This window comes from Kribbella orskensis, assembly GCF_004342085.1.
In the GTDB taxonomy this organism is placed as follows: domain Bacteria; phylum Actinomycetota; class Actinomycetes; order Propionibacteriales; family Kribbellaceae; genus Kribbella; species Kribbella orskensis.
In genome coordinates, this window is sequence record NZ_SLWM01000038.1 from 1 (window position 1) to 22,047 (window position 22,047).

The window sequence follows — 22,047 nt, forward strand, 5'->3', positions numbered from 1 at the left end:
TGGTCGCTGCTGATCGTGAAGGCCCTGACCCCTTCCCCGCCTACGCCACGCCGACAGTGACGAACGGCTCACCCACGCTCAACTCCGAAGAGCCGCTAAAACCGGCAGCCGTTCCGATTCGCGTCTGGCTGATTCCCCTGGCGCCGGCACGCCGCAAGATCGTGCCCGAGGCCCTCGATCGCCGCGTCGTCGACGCCTTCGCGTCGAGACCAGAAGGCCCGGCACCGCTGTTTCGCAAGACATCGTGTGCCGTGTCCTTTGTGCACGGTCTGCCGGACTACAACGGCCACTACGGGATCCGCGAACTGTGCGACATCTGCCCGATGGCCCAGCTCAAGCTCTGCGCCAACTCCCACCGGGCGCCGACGACGCGCGCGTTCCTAGATGCAGCCGCTGAACTGCCGGAGGCGGCAGACTTGAAGGTGCTCGACATCACCGGCCGCGCGGTTCAGGTTGATGGGCTGGCTTCGGAGCAGCCCCGGTACTTCCTGCAGCACGCGTTCGCGTTCCAGGTCCACGACGCCGGGCACCCGCACCACCTCAACCGGCACGGCCGCGCAGATATCGGATGGGAGGCGACGACCAATGGCTGACCCCACACCCCTGTGGACCGCGTCCGACTACGCCGTGGTCGACGTCGAAGGCAACGGCCAACAACCACCCGACCTCGTCGAAATCTCCATCGTCCCGATCCAGAACGGCACCATCGGCCAACCGAAGAATTGGCTCGTCCGCCCACCACGACCGATCACCGCGATGGCGCGACATTTCCACAGAATCACCGACGACGAAGTCGCCGACGCGCCAACCGCCGTACGCTCCCCCATTGCTTCAAGGGAGCCGGACGACGGCCTGTACCTACAAGATCCTCAAATCACCCTCTGATCTGCAGGAACGTCAGCGGATGCGCATGCCCGAGATTGCGCGCGAGATCACCAGTCGCTGGATTTCTGAGGTGCCTTCGAAGATGGTGTAGATCTGCTCCGTGCTCGCGGGGACCTCGGTTGCGTAGGCTGCGAATCCGCCCTTACCTGCGGATTCGTGTCTCGACGCTTGTCGCCAATTGCCGCCACTTGCCAGCGTCTCACGGAACAGTGACGGAACAGCGATCCAGCGACCCCAGGAGCCAAAGTGTCGCACCTTCACCGCCCGACTAGACGGTATGGAGTGGTGCACGGTCTGTGGGTTTGGGGGAGGTTGACGTTTCCTCGGGCGGTGAATTGTGAAGCCGGCCGGTTGGTGGGGCGCCGGTCGAGGAGAACGGAGAGTGCGGTTCACCGGGGTGGGGGTCGGGGTGGTTGTGGGCCGGGGCCTCGCGCGCACAGATTCGTGGGTCACCGAGCAGATTTCGGCTGCTCGGTCTATCCGACAACGTGTGGGAGGCCCCGGTGTTTACCGAGCGTACGAGTGTTGGGCTGGACGTGCATGCCCGGTCGGTCGCGGCGGCGGCGATTGATGGCGTGACCGGCGAGTTGGTGCAGGCCAGGTTGACCCCGGCCGATGAGCACATCCGGTCCTGGCTGCGGCAGTTGCCGGGTCCGGTCGCGGTAGTTTATGAGGCCGGGCCGACCGGGTTCGGTCTGTACCGGGCGTTGACGTCTGCCGGGGTCCGGTGCAAGGTAGTGGCGCCGTCGAAGCTGCAGCGCCCGTCGGGGATCGGGTGAAGACCGATGCCCGCGACGCGGTACATCTGGCCCGGTTGCTGCGTCTGGATGAGATCACCCCGGTTGCGGTGCCGACCATCGAGCGGGAGACCGCGCGGGATCTGGTGCGGGCCAGGGAAGGCTGCCGTGGTGACCTGGTGCGGGCCCGGCACCGGCTGTCGAAACTGCTGTTGCGGCACGGGATCGTCTACTCCGGCGGCGATGCCTGGACCGGCAAGCATGATGCCTGGCTGCGCCAGCAACGCTTCGACGTGGCGGCGACCCGGTTGACGTTCGACTCCTACTACGACTGTGCCCTGGCCACGACCGCGCGCCGCGACGCCCTCGATGCCGCGATCACGGCGATGGCGGCCGACTCGGAGTTCACCGCCGTGAGGCGGCGGCTGGGTTGTCTGCGTGGTGTCTCCACGTTGACCGGGTTCGCGCTCGCGGTCGAGATCGGCGACTGGACCCGGTTCACCGGCAACGAGCGTGTCAGATGGTCTGTGTATAGGAGTTGCGGATGAGACTGAGGTGACGGATGTGATTCCGTGGGTTGGGAAGAAGTACCGCAATGTCTGCACAGATGTCGGAGTCGACTGGCGGCGGGTGCTGCTTGAGAGCTCAGCGCAGGAGGGCGTGGAGGTGTTCGGTTCGGGCCCGCTGGATGGGGCTGGCGGCCGGTCGGTGGACGCGCTGGTGGATGGTCCGTGGCTGGATGCGCTGCTGGAGCGGGTCGACGAGCAGGGGCTTGGGTTGACTGGTGAGGGCGGGTTCTTGCCGGCGCTGGTGAAGGCTGTCTTGGAGCGGGGTCTGGCCGCCGAGCTGAGCGATCATCTGGGCTATGACAGGGGCGACCCGGCCGGTCGGGGCGCGCCGAACTCGCGCTAGGGCAGCACGCCGAAGACGCTGCAGACCGAGGTCGGTCCGGTGGGTTTGGACACGCCGCGGGACCGGGCGGGCAGCTTCAGCCGCGGCTGGTGCCGAAGGGGACTCGGCGGCTGCCGGTGGCCTGGACGAGATGATCATCAGCCTCTACGCCGGCGGGATGACGGTCCGCGACATCGAGCATCACCTGGCCCGCACGCTGGGGGTCGAGCTGTCCCACGACACGATCTCCAAGATCACCGACGCCGTGCTGGAGGAGGTGAAGGCCTGGCAGTCGCGGCCGCTGGATCCGGCTTGAGTTCCATCGGTGGTTGCGAACACTCCAGGAGGAGCTGTTCGGATGCCACGTTACGCACCCAACAAGATGCCGGCCTCGGCGAAGCGGCGGTATTTCGAGCTGATCAGGCAGGGCCATAAGGGAGCTGCGGCTGCGCGGATGGTCGGCGTGTCGACCAGCTGTGGATCGTTGTGGTTCCTTGACGCTGGTGGTGTGCTGATCCCTGATCCCAGTCCGATTTCGCCGCGCTTTCTCACCCAGGACGATCGGATCGCAATCGCCGATGGCCTGCATGCTGATCAGGACTTGAAGCTGATCGCCGGCGTGATCGGTAAGAGCTTTCAGACGGTCTATCGCGAGGTGAAGCGCAATGGCAAACCGGATGGCCGGTATCAGCCGTGGTGGGCTCACAACGAGGCGCTGCGGCGTCGTCAGCGCCCGAAACCCGGCAAGATCGCAGCGCGGGTCGAGCTAGCCGCGGTCGTGCGCACGAAGCTGACGGGGAAGTGGTCCCCGCAGCAGATCGCTCGCTATCTCGTCCGGTCTCACCCTGACGATCCGACCATGCAAGTCTGCGCCGAGACGATCTACCTGGCCCTGTTCGCTGGTGCCCTGGGCAAGAAGGAAGGCAGGCTGCGCACCGGTCGCTGCAGACGGAAGCGACACCGTCGCGGTGTCGCCGAACCGAACAAGATCAAGAACATGAGGCCGATCGCTCGACGACCAATGACGGTGTTGAACCGACAAGAGCCCGGCCACTGGGAGGGCGATCGTGCGACACGAAGCTGCACGAGTTTGAGTGGAACGCGACCCTCGAGTCCACAATTCTGCACGAGACCTGCTTCCGGAAGACCAGGCTCCGCGGGGTCAACTTCACCGGCGCCAGCCTCGACCACGTGGTGCTGATCAATGTCGACCTGCACGGCATCCAGCTCAGCGGCAGCAGCCTGCAGTTCGCCAACCTCACCCGTTCCAGGCTCGAGCACGCCGACCTGTCCGGCGCGAACCTCGCCCACGCCACCTTGGCCGGAACACACCTGTCCGGAGCAACTCTGACCGGAGCCGGGCTTCAATACGCGTACTTGACAGAAGCCGACCTGTTCCGCACCGACCTGACCGCGGCGAACCTCCAGGGCGCCGTGCTCACCAACGCCTGCCTGACCGAAGCGAACTTCGAGACCGCCGACTGACCGGCGCAGACCTCCGCGGCGCGAACCTCCAGGCAGCAAACCTGCGCAACGCGAACCTCACCGGCGCGCGCTGGTCTTCGACAACCCGCTGGCCACTCGCGATCGCACAAGACCTACGCACCGCTTCAACCCGGACCGCAACAACCGACGCCGACGGAGAGTGGACAGTCCACAACTGGGCCCACCCCTGACCCACTGCGGTAGACGAGCGTGACCAGCACGGGCCTTCAGTGGCCGCAGCGCTCAAGCACGGCGGGCACCACGTGTCAACGGGAACCCTGACCGGCACACCGGTCACCTCCCCCTCGACCTCCGCCACGCGAGTCCCGTCCACATCCGCCGGGTGCCCGATCTTGGTCTGCGCCACCGCCAGCGTCGGACCGACGACCTCCGGGCCTCAGTGACCGCATCCTGGCGCGTCTCCCACCGCAGCTGCACGACCATGTCACCACCGGCGATTGGTCCAAGTCGACTAAGTCTGCTGGCCACTCGGCGCGGTGTCCGTCCTGATGACGGTGGATCTCGTGGCCCGGTAGACTCTGCGGCCACTATCTGTCGATCCGCTCCCGGCGAGCCGGTCGGCTCCTTGCACCAACAACGGTGCCCCCCGCGGGAGAGCGCAGGCAGGGCCGAAGGTCCCGGATCGGCGGACGACTGGCCGGTCCGCCACAGGTCCAGGGTCAGGACCTTCGACTCTGGGTCACCCGACGCAACCTCGCGAGAGTCGGATCATGAGACCGCTGCATGCATCCCCTGCGGCTCCACTGGGAGTGCCCGGGAGCCGCCGGACCTCGGTGATGATCGAAGCGCTGGCCTATCTGGGCGGCGCAGTAGTCCTGGTCGGAGCGATGCTGATCGGGGCGCAGTACTGGCCCGACCTCGGCACTGGCACCCGGCTCATCATCGTGGCGACGACCGCACTGGTTCTGCTCGCTGCCGGTTTCGCGGTTCCGGCTGGCACCGGCGCCGTCCCCCGGCGCCTGAGGGCGATCCTGTGGCTGCTCTCGACTGCCGCCGGCGCGGCGTTCTGGGCCTTGCTGGGCGATCAATCCCTGCTCTGGGGGGCCGAGGACACTGCGTTGCTGACCGGTCTGGCTACCACCATGTACGCTGCCGCGCTCTGGGCCGTCTCGCAGACCGCGCTGCAGCAGGTTGCAACCTTCGCGGGCACTCTGATCACGGCGGGCACGGCCGGCGCTCAGCTGGCCGGCGATTCGTGGCCAGGCATCGCGATCTGGGTCACCTCACTGGCCTGGCTGGTGGCCGGCCGCGCCGGAGTGCTCGCATCGAAGCGTCTGACCCAGGCGGCTGCCGCTGCGGGTCTGGTCCTCGGGGCGGACATGACGATGCCGGCGGATGGCGGGATCGTCTTCGCGCTGGCCACGACGATCGCATTGATCTGCGCCGGCGTGATCTGGCGCGAGATCGTCGTGGTGCTGATCGGGGCGATCGGCCTGGTGCAGGTCCTGCCGATGGCGGTGACCACCTGGTTCTCCGGCCGAGCGGCCGCCCCGATGGCGCTGGTGCTCGGTGGCGGTCTGCTGGTCGTCGCGGCCGTCGTACTGGCTCGCCGTACCGCGGACAACCACGCCCGTCCCGTGATCGACCCCGAACGATACGACGCGGTGCTGTTCGACCTCGACGTCGTCACCGACACAACGCCGGTGCTGGTCGAGCGGTTGCGCGCGGCGCAGGTGGACTGCGCAGTGATCTCGGCACGTCGTGAATGCGCCGAAGTACTTCGTGTCGCCGGACTGGCGGACACGTTCCAGGTACGGGTCGACGGGGTGACCGCGGACGAGCTGGCCCTGCCGGGCAAGCCGGATCCGGCGATGCACCTGCTCGCTGCACGCCGGCTCGGTGTCCAGCCGCGGCGGACCGTCTTGGTCGAGAACACCCCGGCCGGCGTCGCGGCTGGATCCGCGGGTGCATTCGGCCTGGTCGTCGGAGTCGACCACAGCGGCCAGCCCGACGACTTGCTGTCGGCCGGTGCGGACGTGGTGATCCGCGATCTCGACGAGCTCGCCGTACCCACCGAACAGGTTTCAGTCCGATGACCTACCACCAGGGAGGAGCCATGCGCGCCAACAGCCCCGAGTCGCGCACCATGCCCGAGCAGCCGACTGCCGTACTGCGGGCGACGCGCCACCACGGGGAGCTGGGCGACTGGACCGGCAAGGCGTTCGACCAGGTCGCCGACTACCTGCACCGGCATGGTGTCGCGCCGTGTGGCTTCCCGTTCGCCCGGTATCACCTGCGGACGGACGGTAGCTTCGAGGTGGAGGCCGGGCTGCCGATCCCGACTCCGATCGCCGGTGACACCCACGTCCAGCCCTCCAGGTTGCCGGCTGGTCACGTCGTCGCGGTCTGGCACATCGGCCTCTACGACCAACTCGGCGACGCGTACGAGGCACTGGACGACTGGCTGAGGGCTCACTACGGGATCCGCACCGGCGATCCGTGGGAGGTCTACCACGGTCCTCAGCGCAACGACCCGCAGCCCTGGCGCACCGAGGTGATCCAGCCGTTCGCTCTGCGCCGGGCGACGTCGATGCCGATCGGCCGTAGGACGCCGGTCACCACCCACGAGGAGCTCGGATGAGTGTTCAGCTGACGGTCCCGCGGCCTGACCGACGTCGAGGCCGTTGACGGAAGGAGAAGGGCGATGAGCGACTTGCGGGTGGACGCGCTGCGACGCTACGCGGACCGGTTCGGTCACGACCTCGGTGCCGTCCGGGCGCGCCTGCTGGCCGGTGACAAGACGCCGGCCGGGCAGATCGCGACGGACAACGGCCTGCCGGCCGCCGCGGGCAGTGGGCCGGCCACGTTCTATGCCGACTTCACCGCGCCGCACGGGCGACGGCACATCCGCGTCTGCGGCGCGGCCGCGTGCACGGCAGCCAGCGGTGGTACCCAGGTGGCCGACGTCGAGGCCGCACTGCACGTATCCGTGGACAAGTGTCGCGACGACGGCGAGGTCTCGCTGCAGGAGGTGCGCTGTCTGGGCTATTGCTATGCCGGTCCTGCCGCACTGGACGGCGACAAGCCCTGCGCCGGGCAGGACATCGCTGCGCAACTCACGGGCACGCGGCAACCTCAGGATCCACCGATCACTGTCCAGGCCGACTGTCCCGAGCCTGTGGTGACGGCCGGGCTCCTCTCCACGGAGTCCAGCTGGGCGGTCTGGCCCGAGGTGATCAGCAGGTCCGAACCGACCGACGTATTGGCCGAAGTGGCCGCGGCGCGATTGCGTGGCCGAGGCGGCGCGGGGTTCCCGGCAGCGCGCAAGTGGACTGCTGCCAGGACGTATCCGCAACCACGAGTCGTGGTCGCGAACGGCGACGAAGGCGACCCGGGCTCGTACGTCGACCGGCTGCTGATGGAACGTGATCCCGACCGCGTACTCGAAGGCCTTGCACTGGCCTCCTTCGCGGTGGAGGCCGAGCAGGCCATCGTCTTCATCCGCGGCGAGTATCCGAGAGCTCGCGAACGAGTCGAGGCTGCGATCCGGAAGGCGTACGACGACGGCCACTTCGGCCCGAACGTGCACGGCAGCGGCCGCACGCTCGACGTACGCGTCGAGTCCGGCGCCGGGTCGTACGTCTCCGGCGAGGAGACCGCACTGCTGAACGCCATCGAGGGCCTGCGTGGGGTTGTCCGGCCACGTCCGCCGTACCCGGTCGAGCACGGCCTCGACGGCAGGCCGACCGTGGTCAACAACGTCGAGACCCTCGCCACGGTGCCGTGGATCGTCCGGCACGGTGGTGCGGCCTATGCCAGGTTCGGCACCGCCGACGAGAACGGAACGGTGGTCGCGTGTCTGTCCGAGCGCTTCGCCCGGCCCGGGGCCTATGAGGTCGAGATCGGTACGCCGGTACGTCACCTGGTCGAGGACCTCGGCGGTGGTCTCCGCGACCGCGCCATCCTGCGATCGGTCCAGGTCGGCGGACCGTTGGGCGGATTCCTGAGCCCTGGTGACCTCGATCTACCGCTCAGTGAGGCCGCCCTGTCGTCCAGAGGCGCGGCTCTCGGTCACGCCGGCATCGTCGCCTTCGACGATCGGCTCACCGGTGCCGACGTACTGCGTCACATCTGGCGGTTCGCGGCGACCGAGAGTTGCGGCGAATGTTCACCGTGCCGCGTCGGCACCAGCCGCGGGCTCCGGCTGGCAGAGCTGGACGCAACCACCGACGTCGTGCGTGCGCGGACCGACGTGCTGCGGACCTTGGCAGCCGGAAGCCTGTGCGCGTTCGGCCGACGGGTCCCCGCCGCGATCCGCAGCGTGGCCGAGGTCTACGGCTTGGAGGGATGGACATGATCCAGGTATTCGTCGACGAGAGTTCGGTCGAGGTCGCGCCGGGCTCGACGCTGCTGGACGCGATCCAGGCCGCTGGACGATCGGTGCCGACACTCTGTCACGACGACCGGCTGACGCCGGCCGCATCCTGCCGGGTCTGCCTGGTCGATGCCGATGGTAATGGACCGGTCGCCGCCTGCAGTACGCCGGTCCGCGCCGGGCTCCGGATCGGGCTCGCCACCAGCGCATCCTGGCGCCGGGACGGGCTGCGTGCCGTCGTGGCCGGCCTGCCCGCACGAGCACTCGACGTGCCAGGCGATCGCAGTGAGCTCGTCCGCCTCTGTGAACAACTGGGCGTCGCGCCCGAGACTCTGCCGTTGGTGAGCGGCTCACGAGGGGTCGACCACTCCCACCCGTACGTCAAGCTGGATCGTGACCTGTGCATCGCCTGCGGCCGCTGCGTCCGGGCGTGCTCGGAGATCCAGGGCACCTTCGCACTGACACTGACCGGGCGCGGCCCGGACACCGTTGTCGCGCCAGGCACTGGTGGACTCTGGTCCGACTCGGACTGCGTCAGCTGCGGAGCCTGCGTCGACACCTGCCCAACCGGTGCGCTGTCCGAACCCGGCCTGCTCGATCCGCGGCCGATCGAGCAGTGGACCCGGACCACCTGCGGGTACTGCGGAGTCGGCTGCACCCTGGACGTCGCGACCCGCGACCACGAGATCGTCACCGTCCATCCGGCCTCGGACGGCTCGGTCAACCGCGGCCATGCGTGTGTGAAGGGCAGATTCGCGCACAGCTTCGTCAGCTCACCGGACCGGCTTCAGAGTCCGCTGGTACGACGAGGCGGCGAACTCGTCCCCGTGTCGTGGGACGAGGCCCTCGACGTCGTCGCCGACCACCTGCGCGCGATCCATCGACCGGACGCATTCGCGGTGATCTCGTCGGCGCGCGCGACGAACGAGGAGAACTATCTGATCCAGAAGTTCGCCCGGGTCGCGATCGGTACCAACAACGTCGACAACTGCGCCCGGTTGTGCCACGCACCGTCGGCGGCCGGACTGGCAACCACCTTCGGACTCGGCGGCGGGACCAACGCCTTCGACGATCTGGACCGCTGCGACGCCGTCCTGCTGGCAGGCTCCAACCCGACCGACGCCCACCCAGTGGTCGGCTCACGCATCCTGCAGCGGGTCATCGACGGTGCCCGGCTCGTCGTGATCGATCCGCGCCGCACCGAACTGGCCCGGCACGCCGACGTACACCTACGTCCCCGACCGGGCACGAATGTTGCCGTCTTCAACGGTCTCGCCCACCTGCTGATCCGGGACGGCATGATCGATGAGGCTTTCCTGCGCAACCGGGTCGCCGGGTACGACGAACTGCGCGACCTGGCCAGCGACTACTCACCCGATCGGGTGAGCGACATCAGCGGGGTATCCGTTGACGAGTTGGTCACCGCCGCGCACCTGTACGGCGACGCGGCGGCGCCGGCGATCTTCTACGGCCTCGGCGTCACCGAGCATCTGCACGGAACCGACGGCGTACGCACCCTGGCGAACCTGGCCATCCTCCGCGGCGCGGTCGGTACCGCCACCGGCGGTGGCGTCAACCCTCTGCGAGGGCAGAACAACGTGCAGGGCGCCTGCGACATGGGCGCACTGCCCGACCTGCTCCCGGGCTATCAGAAGGTTGCCGACGACACCGTTCGGCAGCGGTTCGAGGCAGGTTGGCGCACCTCGTTGCCGAGCACTCCCGGGTTGCGCATTCCGCAGATGTTCGACGCGGCGCGGCAGGGCCGGCTGGAGGCATTGTGGGTGGTCGGCGAGGACGTGCTGTCCACGGATCCCGACACCGCCTCCGTACGCGCGGCACTGGATGCCTGTCCCCTGGTGATCTGCAACGACCTGTTCCTGTCCGCGACGGCTCAGGCCGCGAACGTGGTGTTCCCAGTCGCCTCCTGGCTCGAGAAGGACGGCACGTTCGTCAACTTCGATCGGCGGTTCCAGCGGGTCCGCCGGGTCGTCGAGCCGCGGGACGGCGTACGCACTGATCTCGAGGTCTTCCGGCAGGTCGCAGCCCGCCTCGGCGTCGATCTCGGCTGCGCCACACCGGCAGCGACGCTCGACGAATGCGCCTCACTCGCGCCGCTCTTCGGTGGCATCTCGGAGCAGCGGCTCGACAGTGATAGCGCACTGCACTGGCCGTGTGGAACCCCGGACGACCCCGGTAGGCCGACGCTCTACCTCGACAGGTTCGCGACCGCGGACGGGCGGGCTCACCTCGCGGCCAGGCCGTATCTTCCACCAGGAGCCGAACCCGATCCCTCGTTCCCCTACATCCTGGTCACCGGACGACGGGCTGAGCACTACAACTCTGGAGAGATGACCCGCCGGACGCCCAACGTGCTGCTGCGCGCCGACGAGCCCCTGGACGTGGAGCCCTCCGACGCCGCCGCGCTCGGACTCCGCGACGGCGATCCGGTCGAGGTCACCAGCCGATTCGGCCGGGCCGTGCTCCCCGTCCGCTTCGCCGCCGAACTCGTTCCCGGGCAGGTGTTCTCCGGTTTCCACTTCCCCGCCGCGGGCGTCAACGAACTCACCTCACCACTCGGCGACGACGTGACCGGCTGCCCGGAGTACAAGGTCACCGCCGTACGACTGCGAGCCCTGCAGACAACTATCCACGGACCGACACGATGACCGCTCGGCACTGTGTGGACCTTCGTCCCTCGGGATGCGGCCTTCTGGCCTCTGGTCCAGGGCTCATCCGCGCCCGAACCTGAAAGTGAGGTCGAACGCTTCCGGAGGGCAGAACCGTGGGTGAGATCGACAAGGCCCGCATCCGGCGGGACGCACAACGGACCGCGGCCGGTCGGCAGACCGCTGCGCAGTCACGAACCGAGCAGGCACTCCTGCGGTATCTCGGCGTGGAAATGTACGAGGCAAGCCGCGCCGCGCAGAGCACACCGGACAAGCCGGAGACGGAACACTCCACCGGCAAGGAATGACGGCGCGGTCCGCAACAAGGTGCCCGGCCGGGGAGGTTCCTCCGGCCGGGCACGTGCGGATGGGTGAGCTCTACGGCGTGTACTCGATCTTGACCGTCCGCGCCTCGGTCGTTCTCGTGCTGATCGGCACCCTCACCTCGAGGATTCCGGCCGTGTACTTCGCCTCGACCGCGCCTTCGTCGGCGCCGTCGGGCAGCAGCACTCGGCGGATCAGCGAACCGTAGTGGAACTCCGAGCGAGCACCTTCGTGCTCCTCCTCCTGACGAGTCGCCGCGATGGTCAGCATGCCGTTTGCGACCTCGACCTTGATGTCCTTCTCCGGGTCGAGCCCGGCCAGCTCCGCGCGGACGACGTACGCGTTGTCCTCGGTGAACTCCTCGATCCGGACATCGCGCATCACCGCCGGCCAGCTGAACATGCTCGGCAGGCCCTCGGCCCAGTCGAACAGCTCGGCGAACTGACGCCGAGGATCCTTGCGCTGCAAGGTAGTCATGGTTTCCCCTTTCCGCCGTTTCTTCCCTCAACTCAAGACCACCGCGCCGCGTGAGTCCGCGAAAGAGGCCTACGGACCAGGGAGCGTGGACCTTCGGCCCTGATTGCGCGGCGCCGCCCTTTCTAGCGTCGAAAGTGAAAGCGCGACCTCTGACGCCGCGCCGAGGGGAGGGATCATGAACGAGTACCCGATCCGGCTCGAGGGGAAGCTCGATCCGTCGGTGAGCCGTGGACTGTGGCTGGTCAAGTGGCTGCTGGCAATTCCGCACTATGTCGTACTGGCGTTCCTGTGGCTCGCCTGTGCGGTGCTCACCGTGATCGCGTTCTTCACGATCCTGTTCACCGGTCGGTACCCCCGGTCGATCTTCGACTTCACGGTCGGGGTCCTTCGGTGGAGCTGGCGCGTCGGCTTCTACGCCTACAGCGTGCTCGGCACCGACCGCTATCCGCCGTTCACCCTGGCAGACGTGCCCGACTATCCAGCCCGTCTCTCGGTCGACCACCCGCCGCAGTTGTCGCGCGGGCTCGTTCTGGTGAAGTGGCTGCTGGCCTTTCCGCACCTGCTCATCCTGGGCATCCTGCTCGGCGGCGGCCCATACTTCTCCTACCAGGTCGCCGACTCGTCGTACTGGTTCGAAGGCAGCGGTCTGATCGGTCTGCTGGTCTTCATCACAGCTGTGGCGCTGCTCTTCACCGGCCGGTATCCACGCGACCTGTTCGACCTGATCATGGGCCTGAATCGCTGGGTCTACCGTGTCGGTGCCTACCTCCTGCTGCTGACCGACAAGTACCCGCCATTCCGATTCGACGGGGGCAGCGGAGCCATCGAAGACACACCACCCACACCCGTCACCGTGGAACCACGTGAGCCAGTGGCCGCCATGCAGTACGCCGGTCGACCAGCACAGTACGGCGGTCAGCCGCTGCACCGGTGGACGGCCGGCCGGGTGGTCAGCGTCGTCGCCGGATCCGTGCTGGTCCTGGCTGGGCTGGGTATGGTCCCGACCGGGGCCGCCGGGCTGTGGATCGATCAGACCGCCCGGGACTCGAATGGTTACATCGCCACCGACCTCAAGCGCTTCAACAGCCCCGGCTATGCCATCACCACCGAGCCGGGCGCACTGCGCTTCGACGGTCCCGACTGGGTGATGCACCGTGTCCTGGGCAAGATCCGGATCACCGGTGTCAGCGCCACTGACGCTCACTTGTTCATCGGGATCGCGCCCGAGCAGCAGACGACGAAGTACCTGGCGCCCATCGGGCACACCGTGGTACAGCGGCTGGACGACGCGAACTCGGCGGAGCCGAGCTCTGACGACCACGTTGGACAGCCTCCGGCCGCGCCGCCGCGCTCCGAGTGGTTCTGGGACGCGACTGCGTCCGGCGCCGAAGTGCAGACGCTCGACTGGCAACCACGCGCCGGCAAGTGGAGCGTCGTGGTGATGAACGCGGACGGCAGCCGCATCGTGCGGGCCGACCTGGCCGTCGGCGCGACCCTGCCCTGGCTCGACGACGTGTCCATCGCCCTGATCGGCACCGGCCTGCTCCTGCTGCTGGCCGGCGCGGTACTGATCGCCATTCCGGTCCGCCGCTCGCAACAGCCGATGACCGGTTGAGGACCGCCCTCAGCACGAGAAGCCGACGATGACACAACTCGCCCCGCGGCCGGTGCGGACAGGATCCCCTCTGTTCGCCTGGCTGCGGAGCGCGGCGGGACTGCTGGTGCTCATCGCGGTGGTGGACTACTTCGTCCTTCCCCAGCTCGCAGGCACGCAAGAGTCACTACACCTGCTCGGTCAGATCAGGCCGTGGTGGGTTGCCGTGGGCATCGTCTTGGAGGCCGCAAGCCTGGTCTGCTACTCCCTCTTCACACGCAGCGTGCTGCGCAGCAGCCCCCTGCAGTTCGGCTGGATTCTCCGCTCGGACCTGACCGGCTTCGGTGTGAGCCACGTCGTCCCGGGCGGAGGTGCCACCGCGACAGCGCTGCGCTTCCGGCTGTTGGTGTCCGGCGGTGCGAGTGTGGACGACGTGACTGCGGCGATCGCCGCCGAGGGTGTCGGCGCTTGGCTGGCACTCGCGGTGATCTTCTGGGTCGCATTGATCCCGGCAGTGCTCCTGTACGGGCCGACAGCTCTCTACGTGACCGTCCTGCTGATCGGCGTGCTGCTCGCGGTCTTTGCGGCGGTCGCGGTCCGAGAGCGGTCTCGGCTGGCCGGACCGGCGAAGCGGGTCTTGCGATTCGCCCTCCACCGACTGCCTCGGAGGCTGCAACCCCGGGTGCGGGCGATCGCCGACCAATTGCGGGACCTGCTCACGGAGCGGGACGTGCGTTCAGCCTTCGCCGTCTGGCCGACGGCGAACTGGCTGCTCGACGCGGCGGCTCTGTGGGTGTTCCTGGCCGCGTACGGACATGCGATGGATCCGGTCGCACTGCTGCTCGCCTACTGCATCGCCTGTCTGCTGGCCGTCCTTCCGATCACCCCGGGCGGGCTCGGCGTCATCGAAGGAGTCCTGATCCCCGGGCTGCTCGGCTTCGGGGTCCCGGCCGGAGTCGCCGTACTGGGTGTCGTGTCCTGGCGACTGTTCCAGTTCTGGGCGCCGGTCCTCGTCGCCGGCATCTGCTACCTGTCGTTGCGGACACCAGGCTGGCGGAACAGGATCCCCGGCCGGACCTCGCGTCCCAGCTGACCGAGACGAAAGCAGGGACCAATGTCCGCACTTCAGTGCCCAACGGACCTGCAGCACCTCGAACGCGCGTGCCAGCCTGCTGGTGAGGAGGGAGCGGACCATGACTGAGAACCGAATCGTCGTCGGGGTCAACGGCAGCGCCGAGGCGGAGAGCGCGATCGGGTGGGCAGCGGCCGAGGCCGCCGCCCGGGGCGCAGAGCTGCGGCTGGTACACGCGTTCGTCTGGCCGATGTTCCCGGTGCCGCTCGGCGCCAGTGACGTGGCGCCCGGGCTGCGGGCGATGGCGGACAAGATCGTCGCGGAGTCGCTCGAGCTGGCGCGGAAGATCGAGCCGGCGCTGCCGATCACCGCCGAACGTATCGACGGTTTCCCCTCCCCTGTGCTGCTGGCCGAGTCGCGAACCGCGGACCTCGTCGTGATCGGCTGCCGTGAGCTCGGCGCCGCGCTCGGGCTCCTGGCCGGCTCGACCGGACTCGATCTCGCGGCGCACGCACACTGCCCGGCCGTGATCGTCCGGCTGAACGAGGCCGAGCCGGCCGGCGTCAGGGTCGTCGTCGGGTACGACGGGTCACCCGCCGCCGACGCGGCGCTCGATGTCGGCCTGGCCTATGCCCGGACGCACGGGCTCGTCGTACGAGTGGTGTCGGTGGACTTGCCACATCACGACCGTCAGCGGCTGAGCCACCATGACCTGGCCGCCGCGGTGCAGCGGCACGGCGACGGTTCCGTCACCGAGCTGATCCATGTCACCGGACACCCAGCCGAGGAGCTGGTCCGCTGGTCCGCGGATGCGCAGCTGATCGTCGTCGGCTCTCGTGGACGCGGCGGCTTCACCGGCCTGCTGCTCGGATCGGTCAGCCAGGCCGTCCTCCACCACGCCGACTGCCCGGTCGCCGTCGTTCCCGCCACAGCTCTCGGCACGACTCAGCACCACATCACGGAGTGAGAGAACGGGCATGCCACCGGCCTGATCTCATCCGCGGTACCTGGCCCGGTGGCAGCTCGACGTCAGGTGTCTGACGGTCCCGAGGTTCCGGGACCTTCGCCCCTGTAGACGGGTCCGGAGGCGGCGCATCGTGGAGGGAGAGTGGAGGAGGCGGGGATGGGACGCAGACCGGTGGATGCGAGCCCTGACGGCTGGGCGACCCAGTTGTCCTCGGCATCGAACTTGACGGACTACGACGAGGCCCGGCGGGACTTCTCCTGGGCCGTCGCACAGCGGTTCCTCAGCGGGCTGCCCGACGCTCGGGGCATCAACATCGCCTACGAGGCCGTCGATCGGCATGTGGCCACCGGCCGCGGCGGACACGTCGCGATCCGGTCGATCGGGCGGCACGGGACACGCGAGCTGACCTATCGCGAGCTGATGACGCTGAGCAACCGGTTCGCGAATCTGCTGCGTTCGCTCGGCGTCGGTCCGCGAGCGCGTGTCTTCACCGTGCTCGGCCGCCAAGCCGAGTTGTACGTCACCGCACTCGGCTGCTGGAAGAACACCAGCGTGCTGTCACCGCTGTTCGCCGCGTTCGGCCCGGAGCCGATCCGCAACCGGCTCCTGCTCGGGGACGGCGAGGTGCTGGTGACCACGACCTCGCTGTACCGGCGCAAGATCGCACCGCAGCGCGACCAGCTGCCCGCGCTGCGCCACATCCTGCTGATCGACGCACCGGGCGAACCACCAGCGGGCACCATCGACCTGGGTACGGCGCTCGCCGCCCAGCCGGACGAATGGACGATCCCGGCCACCAGCCCCGAGGCGATGGCGCTGCTCCACTTCACCAGCGGAACGACCGGCACCCCCAAGGGCGCGATCCATGTGCACGAGGCCGTCGTCGCCCACCATGTCACCGCCGCCTTCGCCCTCGACCTTCGGCCCGACGACGTGTTCTGGTGTACGGCGGATCCGGGCTGGGTGACGGGCACGTCGTACGGGATCATCGCACCGCTCACCCACGGGGTCACGCTGCTGGCCGACGACGGTGACTTCGACGCGGCCCGGTGGTACCAGTTGCTGGCGGACAACCACGTCACCGTGTGGTACACAGCGCCGACGGCGTTGCGGATGCTGATGCGGGCCGGCACCGAGATGGCCGCGCGCTACGACTTGTCCGCGCTGCGGCACATCGCCAGCGTCGGTGAGCCCCTCAACCCCGAGGTCGTTGTGTGGGCGCAGGAGGCGTACGGGATGCCCGTCCACGACAACTGGTGGCAGACCGAGACCGGCGCGATCATGATCAGCAACTACCCCTCGATGCCGATCCGGCCGGGCTCGATGGGCCGGCCGATGCCTGGGGTCGAGGCCGGTGTGCTGCGCTGCGGCGACGAAGGCCGCGCCGCTGTGACGGATGGCCAGGTGGAGGTCCTCGGCGCGGATCAGGTCGGCGAGCTGGCGCTGCGGCCCGGCTGGCCGTCGATGTTCCGCGGCTACCTGCACGACGACGCCAGGTACCTCGCCGCCTTCGCCGGCGGCTGGTACCTCACCGGTGACCTGGCCCGGATCGATGCCGACGGCTATTTCTGGTTCGTCGGCCGGGCCGACGACGTGATCAAGTCGTCCGGCCATCTGGTCGGCCCGTTCGAAGTCGAGAGCACGCTGCTCGAGCATCCGGCAGTGACCGAGGCCGGCGTGATCGGCGTCCCCGACCCGATCGCGGGCGAGATCGTCAAGGCGTTCGTCACCCTGCGAGCCGGCTATCAGCCGGACGAGGCACTGCGCGGCGAGCTGCTCGCCTTCGGCCGCCGCCGGCTCGGCGCGGTCGCCCCGCGCGACATCGCCTTCGACCAGAACTTGCCGCACACCAGTAGCGGCAAGGTCATGCGCCGCCTGCTCAAGGCCCGCGAGCTGGGCCTGCCGGAAGGCGACCTGTCCACCCTGGAGCGGCCACGATGAAGTCCACCGAGTTGCCGGCGAGCAAGCACCACACCGACCTGCTCCGCCAAATGATCCGGATCCGGCGGTTCGAGGACGTGTGCGCCGAGCTCTACAGCACCACCAGGATCCGCGGTTTCCTGCATCTGTACGTCGGCGAGGAAGCCGTCGCGGTCGGAGCCATCAACTGCCTGGCCGCGACCGACGCACTCGTCACGACCTATCGCGAACACGGTCACGCGCTGGCCCGCGGCCTGTCCATGGAGGCCGTGCTGGCGGAGATGTTCGGCCGCACCACCGGCTGCAGCCGCGGCCGGGGCGGATCGATGCATCTGTTCGACAGCAAGCGACGGTTCTACGGCGGCAACGCGATCGTCGCCGGCGGTCTGCCGCTGGCCACCGGGGTCGCCCTGGCCGATCGGTTCCGGGCCGAGCCGCATGTCACCGCGTGCTTCTTCGGCGACGGCGCCGTCGCCGAAGGCGAGTTCCACGAGTGCATGAACCTCGCGGCACTGTGGAAGCTGCCGCTGCTGTTCTGCTGCGAGAACAACCTGTATGCCATGGGTACGGCGCTCGCCCGGGCCCAGGCACAGACCGACCTCGCGCTGCGTGCCTCGTCGTACGGGATGCCGGCCTGGGCAGTCGACGGAATGGACGTCCTCGCGGTGGAGGAGGCGACCCAACGGGCTGTCGAGACGATCCGGGGCGGCGGCGGACCGTGCTTCCTCGAACTGCGCACCTACCGGTTCCGGGCGCACTCGATGTACGACTCCGACCGCTACCGGGACAAGGCCGAGATCGCCCGCTGGAAGGAACGCGACCCGATCGAGGCGCTGACCCGGCGAATGATGGCCGACGGCGAGCTTTCCGACGACGCGCTAAAGGCGTTGCGCCACGAGGTCGACGACGAGATCCAGCGCGCGGCGGCCGGCGCCGAGTCCGGTCCACTGGAGCCGATCGAGGACCTCACCCGTTTCGTCTACGCGGAGCGATCATGACCACCGCCAGCCCCGCCGTGACGACCACAACGTACCGGGAAGCACTCCGGGACGCGATCCGCGACGCGCTACGGCGCGACGAGCGGGTCTTCCTGATGGGTGAGGACGTCGGCGCCTACGGCGGGTGTTTCGGCGTCAGCCTGGGCCTGCTCGAGGAGTTCGGCCCGGACCGGATCCGGGACACGCCGTTGTCCGAGTCCGCCTTCGTCGGCGCCGGGATCGGCGCGGCGGTCGCCGGGATGCGGCCGATCGTCGAGATCATGACTGTCAACTTCAGCCTGCTCGCCCTGGACCAGATCCTGAACAACGCCGCGACCCTGCGGCACATGTCCGGTGGTCAGCTCGGCGTCCCCCTGGTGATCAGGATGACCACCGGGGCCGGCCGGCAACTGGCTGCCCAGCACTCACACAGCCTCGAAGGCTGGTTCGCGCACATCCCCGGGCTGCGGGTGATCGCGCCGGCCACGCTCGAGGACGCCCGCGGCATGCTGTGGACCGCGCTGCTCGACCCCGACCCGGTGCTGCTCTTCGAGCACGGCACGCTCTACAACATGTCCGGTGAACTGCCCGCGGCCGCCGGTCCGGTCGACATCGACAAGGCCGCGATCCGCCGGGCCGGCACCGACGTGACGCTGGTGACGTACGGCGGCAGCCTCGGCAAGAGCCTGGACGCAGCCGAACAGCTCGCCGCCGACGGCATCTCGACCGAAGTGATCGACCTGCGCACCCTGCGGCCCCTGGACGACGCGACCTTCATCGGATCGGTACGGCGTACGCATCGCGCGGTCGTGGTCGACGAAGGATGGCGGAGCGGCAGCCTTTCGGCCGAGGTGAGTGCGCGGATCACCGAGCAGGCGTTCGAGGATCTTGACGCTCCGGTCGAGCGGGTCTGCAGTGCTGAGGTTCCGATGCCTTATGCGAAGCACCTGGAGGAGGTCGCGCTGCCGCAGCCCGCCGGCATCGTGGCAGCAGTCCGGAAGGTGGTGGGCGAGCGTGGCTGAGTTCAGGATGCCCTCGCTCGGCGCGGACATGGACGAGGGAACAGTGATCGAGTGGCTGGTGAAGCCCGGCGACACGGTCCACAAGGGCGATCCGGTCGCCGTCGTCGACACCGCGAAGGCAGCCGTCGAGGTGGAGACCTTCACCGGCGGCACGATCCAGCAGATCCTGGTCCCGATCGGTCAGCGCGTCCAGGTCGGCACACCCCTGGCGACCATCGACAGTGGCGTGTCGTCTGCGATGCACCTGACCGAACCCGCAGATGTCCAACTCGAAGGACAACAGTCCAGGTCCGAAGCCGCACAATCCGAACAATCACCCGCCGAGCCGGTCCGATCGCTACCCGAGCCACTGTTGGCCCAGGCCACGCGCGCCGCCGCACAAGCACAATCCGAACCGCCACGGGCTGAGCCCGCAGCCCAGGTGCTCGAGGCCGCCGACGGGCGGATGAAGGCCTCACCGTATGCGCGCAAGCTGGCCCGCTCTCTCGGGCTGGACCTGACTGCCGTGCCCGCCACCGGCCAGCATGGTCTCATTACCTCCGGCGACGTCCGCCGGTACGCCGACCGCCTCGGCACCGTGCCTGCCGGTGAACCCGCACCAGCCACCACACCACCGTCAATGGCACCACCCGCAGAGGCACCGCCGCCCGTCGCCGCCGAGCCGGCGCCGCGGCACGTCGTACAGCAGGCGGCGCAGCGGGAAGCGATCGCCCGGCTGATGACGCGGTCGAAGCAGGAGATCCCGCACTACTACCTGACCACGACGGTCGACCTCGGTGCGGCAATCGACTGGCTGGCCCAGCAGAACCGGTCGCTGCCGGTCGCGGACCGGCTGGTCCCGACCGCTCTGTTGCTCAAGGCAACGGCCCTGTCGGCCCAACAGCATCCGGAGCTGAACGGATACTGGACCGACGGCGCCTTCCAACCGGCCGCCCAGGTACATCTCGGAGTCGCCATCTCGTTGCGCGGCGGCGGTCTCGTCGCGCCGGCCATCCATGACGCCGCCGGACTGCCGGTCCGGGAGCTGATGGCCGGGCTGCGCGATCTGGTCGCCCGAGCGCGCGCCGGGCGGCTGCGCCGTACCGAATTGACGGACGCGACGATCACCGTCACCAATCTCGGCGACCAAGGCGTGGAAAGCGTCTACGGGGTGATCTATCCGCCTCAGGTCGCGCTGGTCGGCGTCGGGCGGGTCGTTCGGCGTCCGTGGGCAGTGGACGGCCTGCTCGGCGTACGGCCGTGCGCGACGCTCACGCTGGCCGCCGATCACCGGGCCACGGACGGTTTCACCGGAGGCCGCTTCCTGGCCACCATCGACCGGCTGCTGCAGAAACCGGAGGAGTTATGACCCTGACCATGCAGGACGCTCGCACGCTGGTCGGCGATTCGCTGTTGCGCATCGTTCCCGACGCAGACCTTGACACGCTTCCCGACGACGCGGCGTTCCGGGACGAACTCGAGCTGGACTCGCTCGACTTCCTCAGCTTCGTCGAACTGCTCAGCACCGGATCCGGCCGGCGGATCGACGAGGACGACTATCCCCAGCTGCGGACCATGGCCGACTGTGTCACCTTCCTCAGCAGCTGAGCCGGGAGACCCTCGGACTGATGACTTTCGGCATTGATTCCCGCCTGGTCCGCGCGCTGGACTGGAACTGGGCGAGCGAAGCCAGGCGAAAGGTACGGGGAAGCGGCCGCCAGCCGTGCACCGTAGAGCTTGGCCCAGGTGGGCTTCTCTCGCCCCGGACACTGCGGGACACCGGAGGCGGAGATGACGAGCACCGGCCCTGACCACCTTCCGGGCAGCGATCCGGGATCACCGCACCGGGCGACCCGGCGGATGCGGATTGCGATCGCGGTCGCCGCGGTCACGAGTATCGCGTTGATCTCCGTACTGGTTGTGGTGCTTCTCCGTGACTCGGGATCGGAGCCCGGCACCGCGCCGCCGCCGTCGTCGAGCGCCACGCCATCGGCCAGCACGTCGCCGACACCGACCGCTAGCGAGCCGTCGCCGACGCCCACCACAGCGACCCGGACACCGAGCCCACCGGTTCGGCCGTTCGCATACCAGCCGCTGTGGCCGTTCAGCTCGGACGCCGCGGCCGCTGAGTGGCAACGCAGCTATCGTGCGAGCGGACACCAGCCCTGGCACCTTGACGCCGAGCAGACCGCGCTGGCGTTCACGACCGGCTACCTGGGCTTCACCGAGATCGATCGCGTGGTGTCCCGCTCGATCGACGGTGACGAAGCGCGGATCGGCGTCGGCTACCAGGCCGAGAGCCGCGCCAGCCTCGCCGCGATGCTGCACCTGGTGAAGCTCGGTCGGGGACAGGACGCGCCGTGGGAGGTCGTCGGCACCATCGACACCACGTTCACTCTGGATCGTCCCCGGTACGGCGCGCAGGTCACCTCACCGTTGACGGTGGGCGGGCGGATCACCGGCGTCGACGAGTCCATCCGCGTCGACGTACGGCAGCCGTCGTCCACTCAGCCGATCGGTACGTCCTGCTGCGTTCCCGCGGGAGGTGAGCGGCAACCCTGGTCGGCCCGGGTCACCTTCACCGGCGCGACCGACCCAGCCCTCACGATCGCGGTCTCCACTGGCGGCCACCTGCAAGGCGTCGAGCGCTTCGCCATCACCGGCGTGCGCCCCGCCCCAGCCAGCTGATTGCACCTGTCCTGTCGTGGAAGGGAA

The 22,047-nt window shown here is 68.7% G+C and carries 22 protein-coding genes and 1 pseudogene; 22 read left to right on the top strand and 1 reads right to left on the bottom strand.

Translation table 11 applies throughout. The features are described from left to right. The 13 genes and pseudogenes from EV644_RS44975 to EV644_RS41860 form a co-directional block, all read left to right on the top strand. On the top strand, nt 1–593 hold a 593-nt coding region (locus EV644_RS44975), incomplete at its 5' end, for a hypothetical protein (protein ID WP_199240336.1). Between the two features lie 34 nt (nt 594–627). Continuing rightward, a complete protein-coding gene (locus EV644_RS41810) occupies nt 628–885 on the top strand; it encodes a 3'-5' exonuclease (RefSeq protein ID WP_158293090.1) in 258 nt (85 codons plus the stop codon). A 503-nt stretch (nt 886–1,388) separates the two neighbouring features. Then, nucleotides 1,389–1,664: a hypothetical protein gene (locus EV644_RS45820; RefSeq protein WP_199240337.1), complete on the top strand. Its 276-nt coding sequence runs from the start codon at nt 1,389–1,391 to the stop codon at nt 1,662–1,664. Further along, the gene (locus EV644_RS41820) at nt 1,661–2,170 is read left to right on the top strand and encodes an IS110 family transposase (protein ID WP_199240338.1); all 510 of its coding nucleotides are present in this window, start codon (nt 1,661–1,663) and stop codon (nt 2,168–2,170) included. The genes EV644_RS45820 and EV644_RS41820 overlap by 4 nt, the downstream gene beginning before the upstream one ends. Nucleotides 2,171–2,342: 172 nt before the next feature. After that, nucleotides 2,343–2,820 (top strand): annotated as a pseudogene (locus EV644_RS41825) (transposase); the annotation flags it as partial. Nucleotides 2,821–2,871: 51 nt separating this feature from the next. Then, nucleotides 2,872–3,714: an IS30 family transposase gene (locus EV644_RS41830; RefSeq protein ID WP_132196974.1), complete on the top strand. Its 843-nt coding sequence runs from the start codon at nt 2,872–2,874 to the stop codon at nt 3,712–3,714. Further along, nucleotides 3,636–3,998 (top strand): pentapeptide repeat-containing protein, encoded by a 363-nt coding sequence (locus EV644_RS44980; protein WP_241999408.1) that lies wholly within the window; start codon nt 3,636–3,638, stop codon nt 3,996–3,998. The genes EV644_RS41830 and EV644_RS44980 overlap by 79 nt, the downstream gene beginning before the upstream one ends. Next, nucleotides 3,995–4,189: a pentapeptide repeat-containing protein gene (locus EV644_RS48035; RefSeq protein ID WP_369410620.1), complete on the top strand. Its 195-nt coding sequence runs from the start codon at nt 3,995–3,997 to the stop codon at nt 4,187–4,189. The genes EV644_RS44980 and EV644_RS48035 overlap by 4 nt, the downstream gene beginning before the upstream one ends. A 540-nt stretch (nt 4,190–4,729) precedes the next feature. Continuing rightward, nucleotides 4,730–6,055, top strand: coding sequence for an HAD family hydrolase (locus tag EV644_RS45825; protein WP_132196970.1), 1,326 nt, complete (start codon nt 4,730–4,732; stop codon nt 6,053–6,055). A 20-nt stretch (nt 6,056–6,075) separates the two neighbouring features. After that, nucleotides 6,076–6,600, top strand: a complete 525-nt coding sequence (locus tag EV644_RS41845; protein ID WP_158293092.1) for a GyrI-like domain-containing protein — start codon at nt 6,076–6,078, stop codon at nt 6,598–6,600. A gap of 63 nt (nt 6,601–6,663) precedes the next feature. After that, nucleotides 6,664–8,316: an NAD(P)H-dependent oxidoreductase subunit E gene (locus tag EV644_RS41850; protein WP_132196966.1), complete on the top strand. Its 1,653-nt coding sequence runs from the start codon at nt 6,664–6,666 to the stop codon at nt 8,314–8,316. After that, the gene (gene fdhF / locus EV644_RS41855) at nt 8,313–11,000 is read left to right on the top strand and encodes a formate dehydrogenase subunit alpha (protein ID WP_199240339.1); all 2,688 of its coding nucleotides are present in this window, start codon (nt 8,313–8,315) and stop codon (nt 10,998–11,000) included. The genes EV644_RS41850 and fdhF overlap by 4 nt, the downstream gene beginning before the upstream one ends. Before the next feature lie 116 nt (nt 11,001–11,116). Further along, nucleotides 11,117–11,308, top strand: a complete 192-nt coding sequence (locus tag EV644_RS41860) for a hypothetical protein (RefSeq protein ID WP_132196964.1) — start codon at nt 11,117–11,119, stop codon at nt 11,306–11,308. 70 nt (nt 11,309–11,378) lie between these two features. Here the strand turns inward: EV644_RS41860 and EV644_RS41865 are convergent, their stop codons facing one another. After that, the gene (locus tag EV644_RS41865; RefSeq protein ID WP_132196962.1) at nt 11,379–11,801 is read right to left on the bottom strand and encodes an Hsp20/alpha crystallin family protein; all 423 of its coding nucleotides are present in this window, start codon (nt 11,799–11,801) and stop codon (nt 11,379–11,381) included. A gap of 175 nt (nt 11,802–11,976) precedes the next feature. On the opposite strand from EV644_RS41865, the gene EV644_RS41870 reads away from it, so the two are divergent. The 9 genes from EV644_RS41870 to EV644_RS41910 all read left to right on the top strand — a co-directional run bounded on the left by EV644_RS41870 (nt 11,977) and on the right by EV644_RS41910 (nt 22,020). Continuing rightward, nucleotides 11,977–13,416, top strand: coding sequence for a DUF4389 domain-containing protein (locus tag EV644_RS41870; protein WP_132196960.1), 1,440 nt, complete (start codon nt 11,977–11,979; stop codon nt 13,414–13,416). A gap of 28 nt (nt 13,417–13,444) precedes the next feature. Then, nucleotides 13,445–14,488 carry a lysylphosphatidylglycerol synthase transmembrane domain-containing protein gene (locus EV644_RS41875; RefSeq protein ID WP_132196958.1) on the top strand — a complete coding sequence of 348 codons (1,044 nt, stop codon included), beginning with the start codon at nt 13,445–13,447 and terminating at the stop codon, nt 14,486–14,488. A 100-nt stretch (nt 14,489–14,588) separates the two neighbouring features. Further along, nucleotides 14,589–15,434, top strand: a complete 846-nt coding sequence (locus EV644_RS41880) for a universal stress protein (protein WP_132196956.1) — start codon at nt 14,589–14,591, stop codon at nt 15,432–15,434. Nucleotides 15,435–15,590: 156 nt separating this feature from the next. Further along, nucleotides 15,591–17,375, top strand: a complete 1,785-nt coding sequence (acsA, locus tag EV644_RS41885; protein ID WP_132196954.1) for an acetate--CoA ligase — start codon at nt 15,591–15,593, stop codon at nt 17,373–17,375. Continuing rightward, complete coding sequence (pdhA, locus tag EV644_RS41890; protein ID WP_199240340.1) at nt 17,372–18,352, top strand: pyruvate dehydrogenase (acetyl-transferring) E1 component subunit alpha; 981 nt, start codon at nt 17,372–17,374, stop codon at nt 18,350–18,352. Before acsA ends, pdhA begins: the two co-directional genes overlap by 4 nt. Further along, nucleotides 18,349–19,353, top strand: coding sequence for an alpha-ketoacid dehydrogenase subunit beta (locus tag EV644_RS41895; RefSeq protein WP_132196952.1), 1,005 nt, complete (start codon nt 18,349–18,351; stop codon nt 19,351–19,353). Before pdhA ends, EV644_RS41895 begins: the two co-directional genes overlap by 4 nt. Further along, entirely contained in the window at nt 19,346–20,701 is a 1,356-nt protein-coding gene (locus EV644_RS41900) for a dihydrolipoamide acetyltransferase family protein (RefSeq protein WP_132196950.1), read from the top strand. Before EV644_RS41895 ends, EV644_RS41900 begins: the two co-directional genes overlap by 8 nt. Then, a complete protein-coding gene (locus EV644_RS41905) occupies nt 20,698–20,940 on the top strand; it encodes an acyl carrier protein (protein ID WP_132196948.1) in 243 nt (80 codons plus the stop codon). The genes EV644_RS41900 and EV644_RS41905 overlap by 4 nt, the downstream gene beginning before the upstream one ends. A gap of 183 nt (nt 20,941–21,123) precedes the next feature. After that, the gene (locus EV644_RS41910) at nt 21,124–22,020 is read left to right on the top strand and encodes a hypothetical protein (RefSeq protein WP_199240341.1); all 897 of its coding nucleotides are present in this window, start codon (nt 21,124–21,126) and stop codon (nt 22,018–22,020) included. Nucleotides 22,021–22,047: the final 27 nt, after the last annotated feature.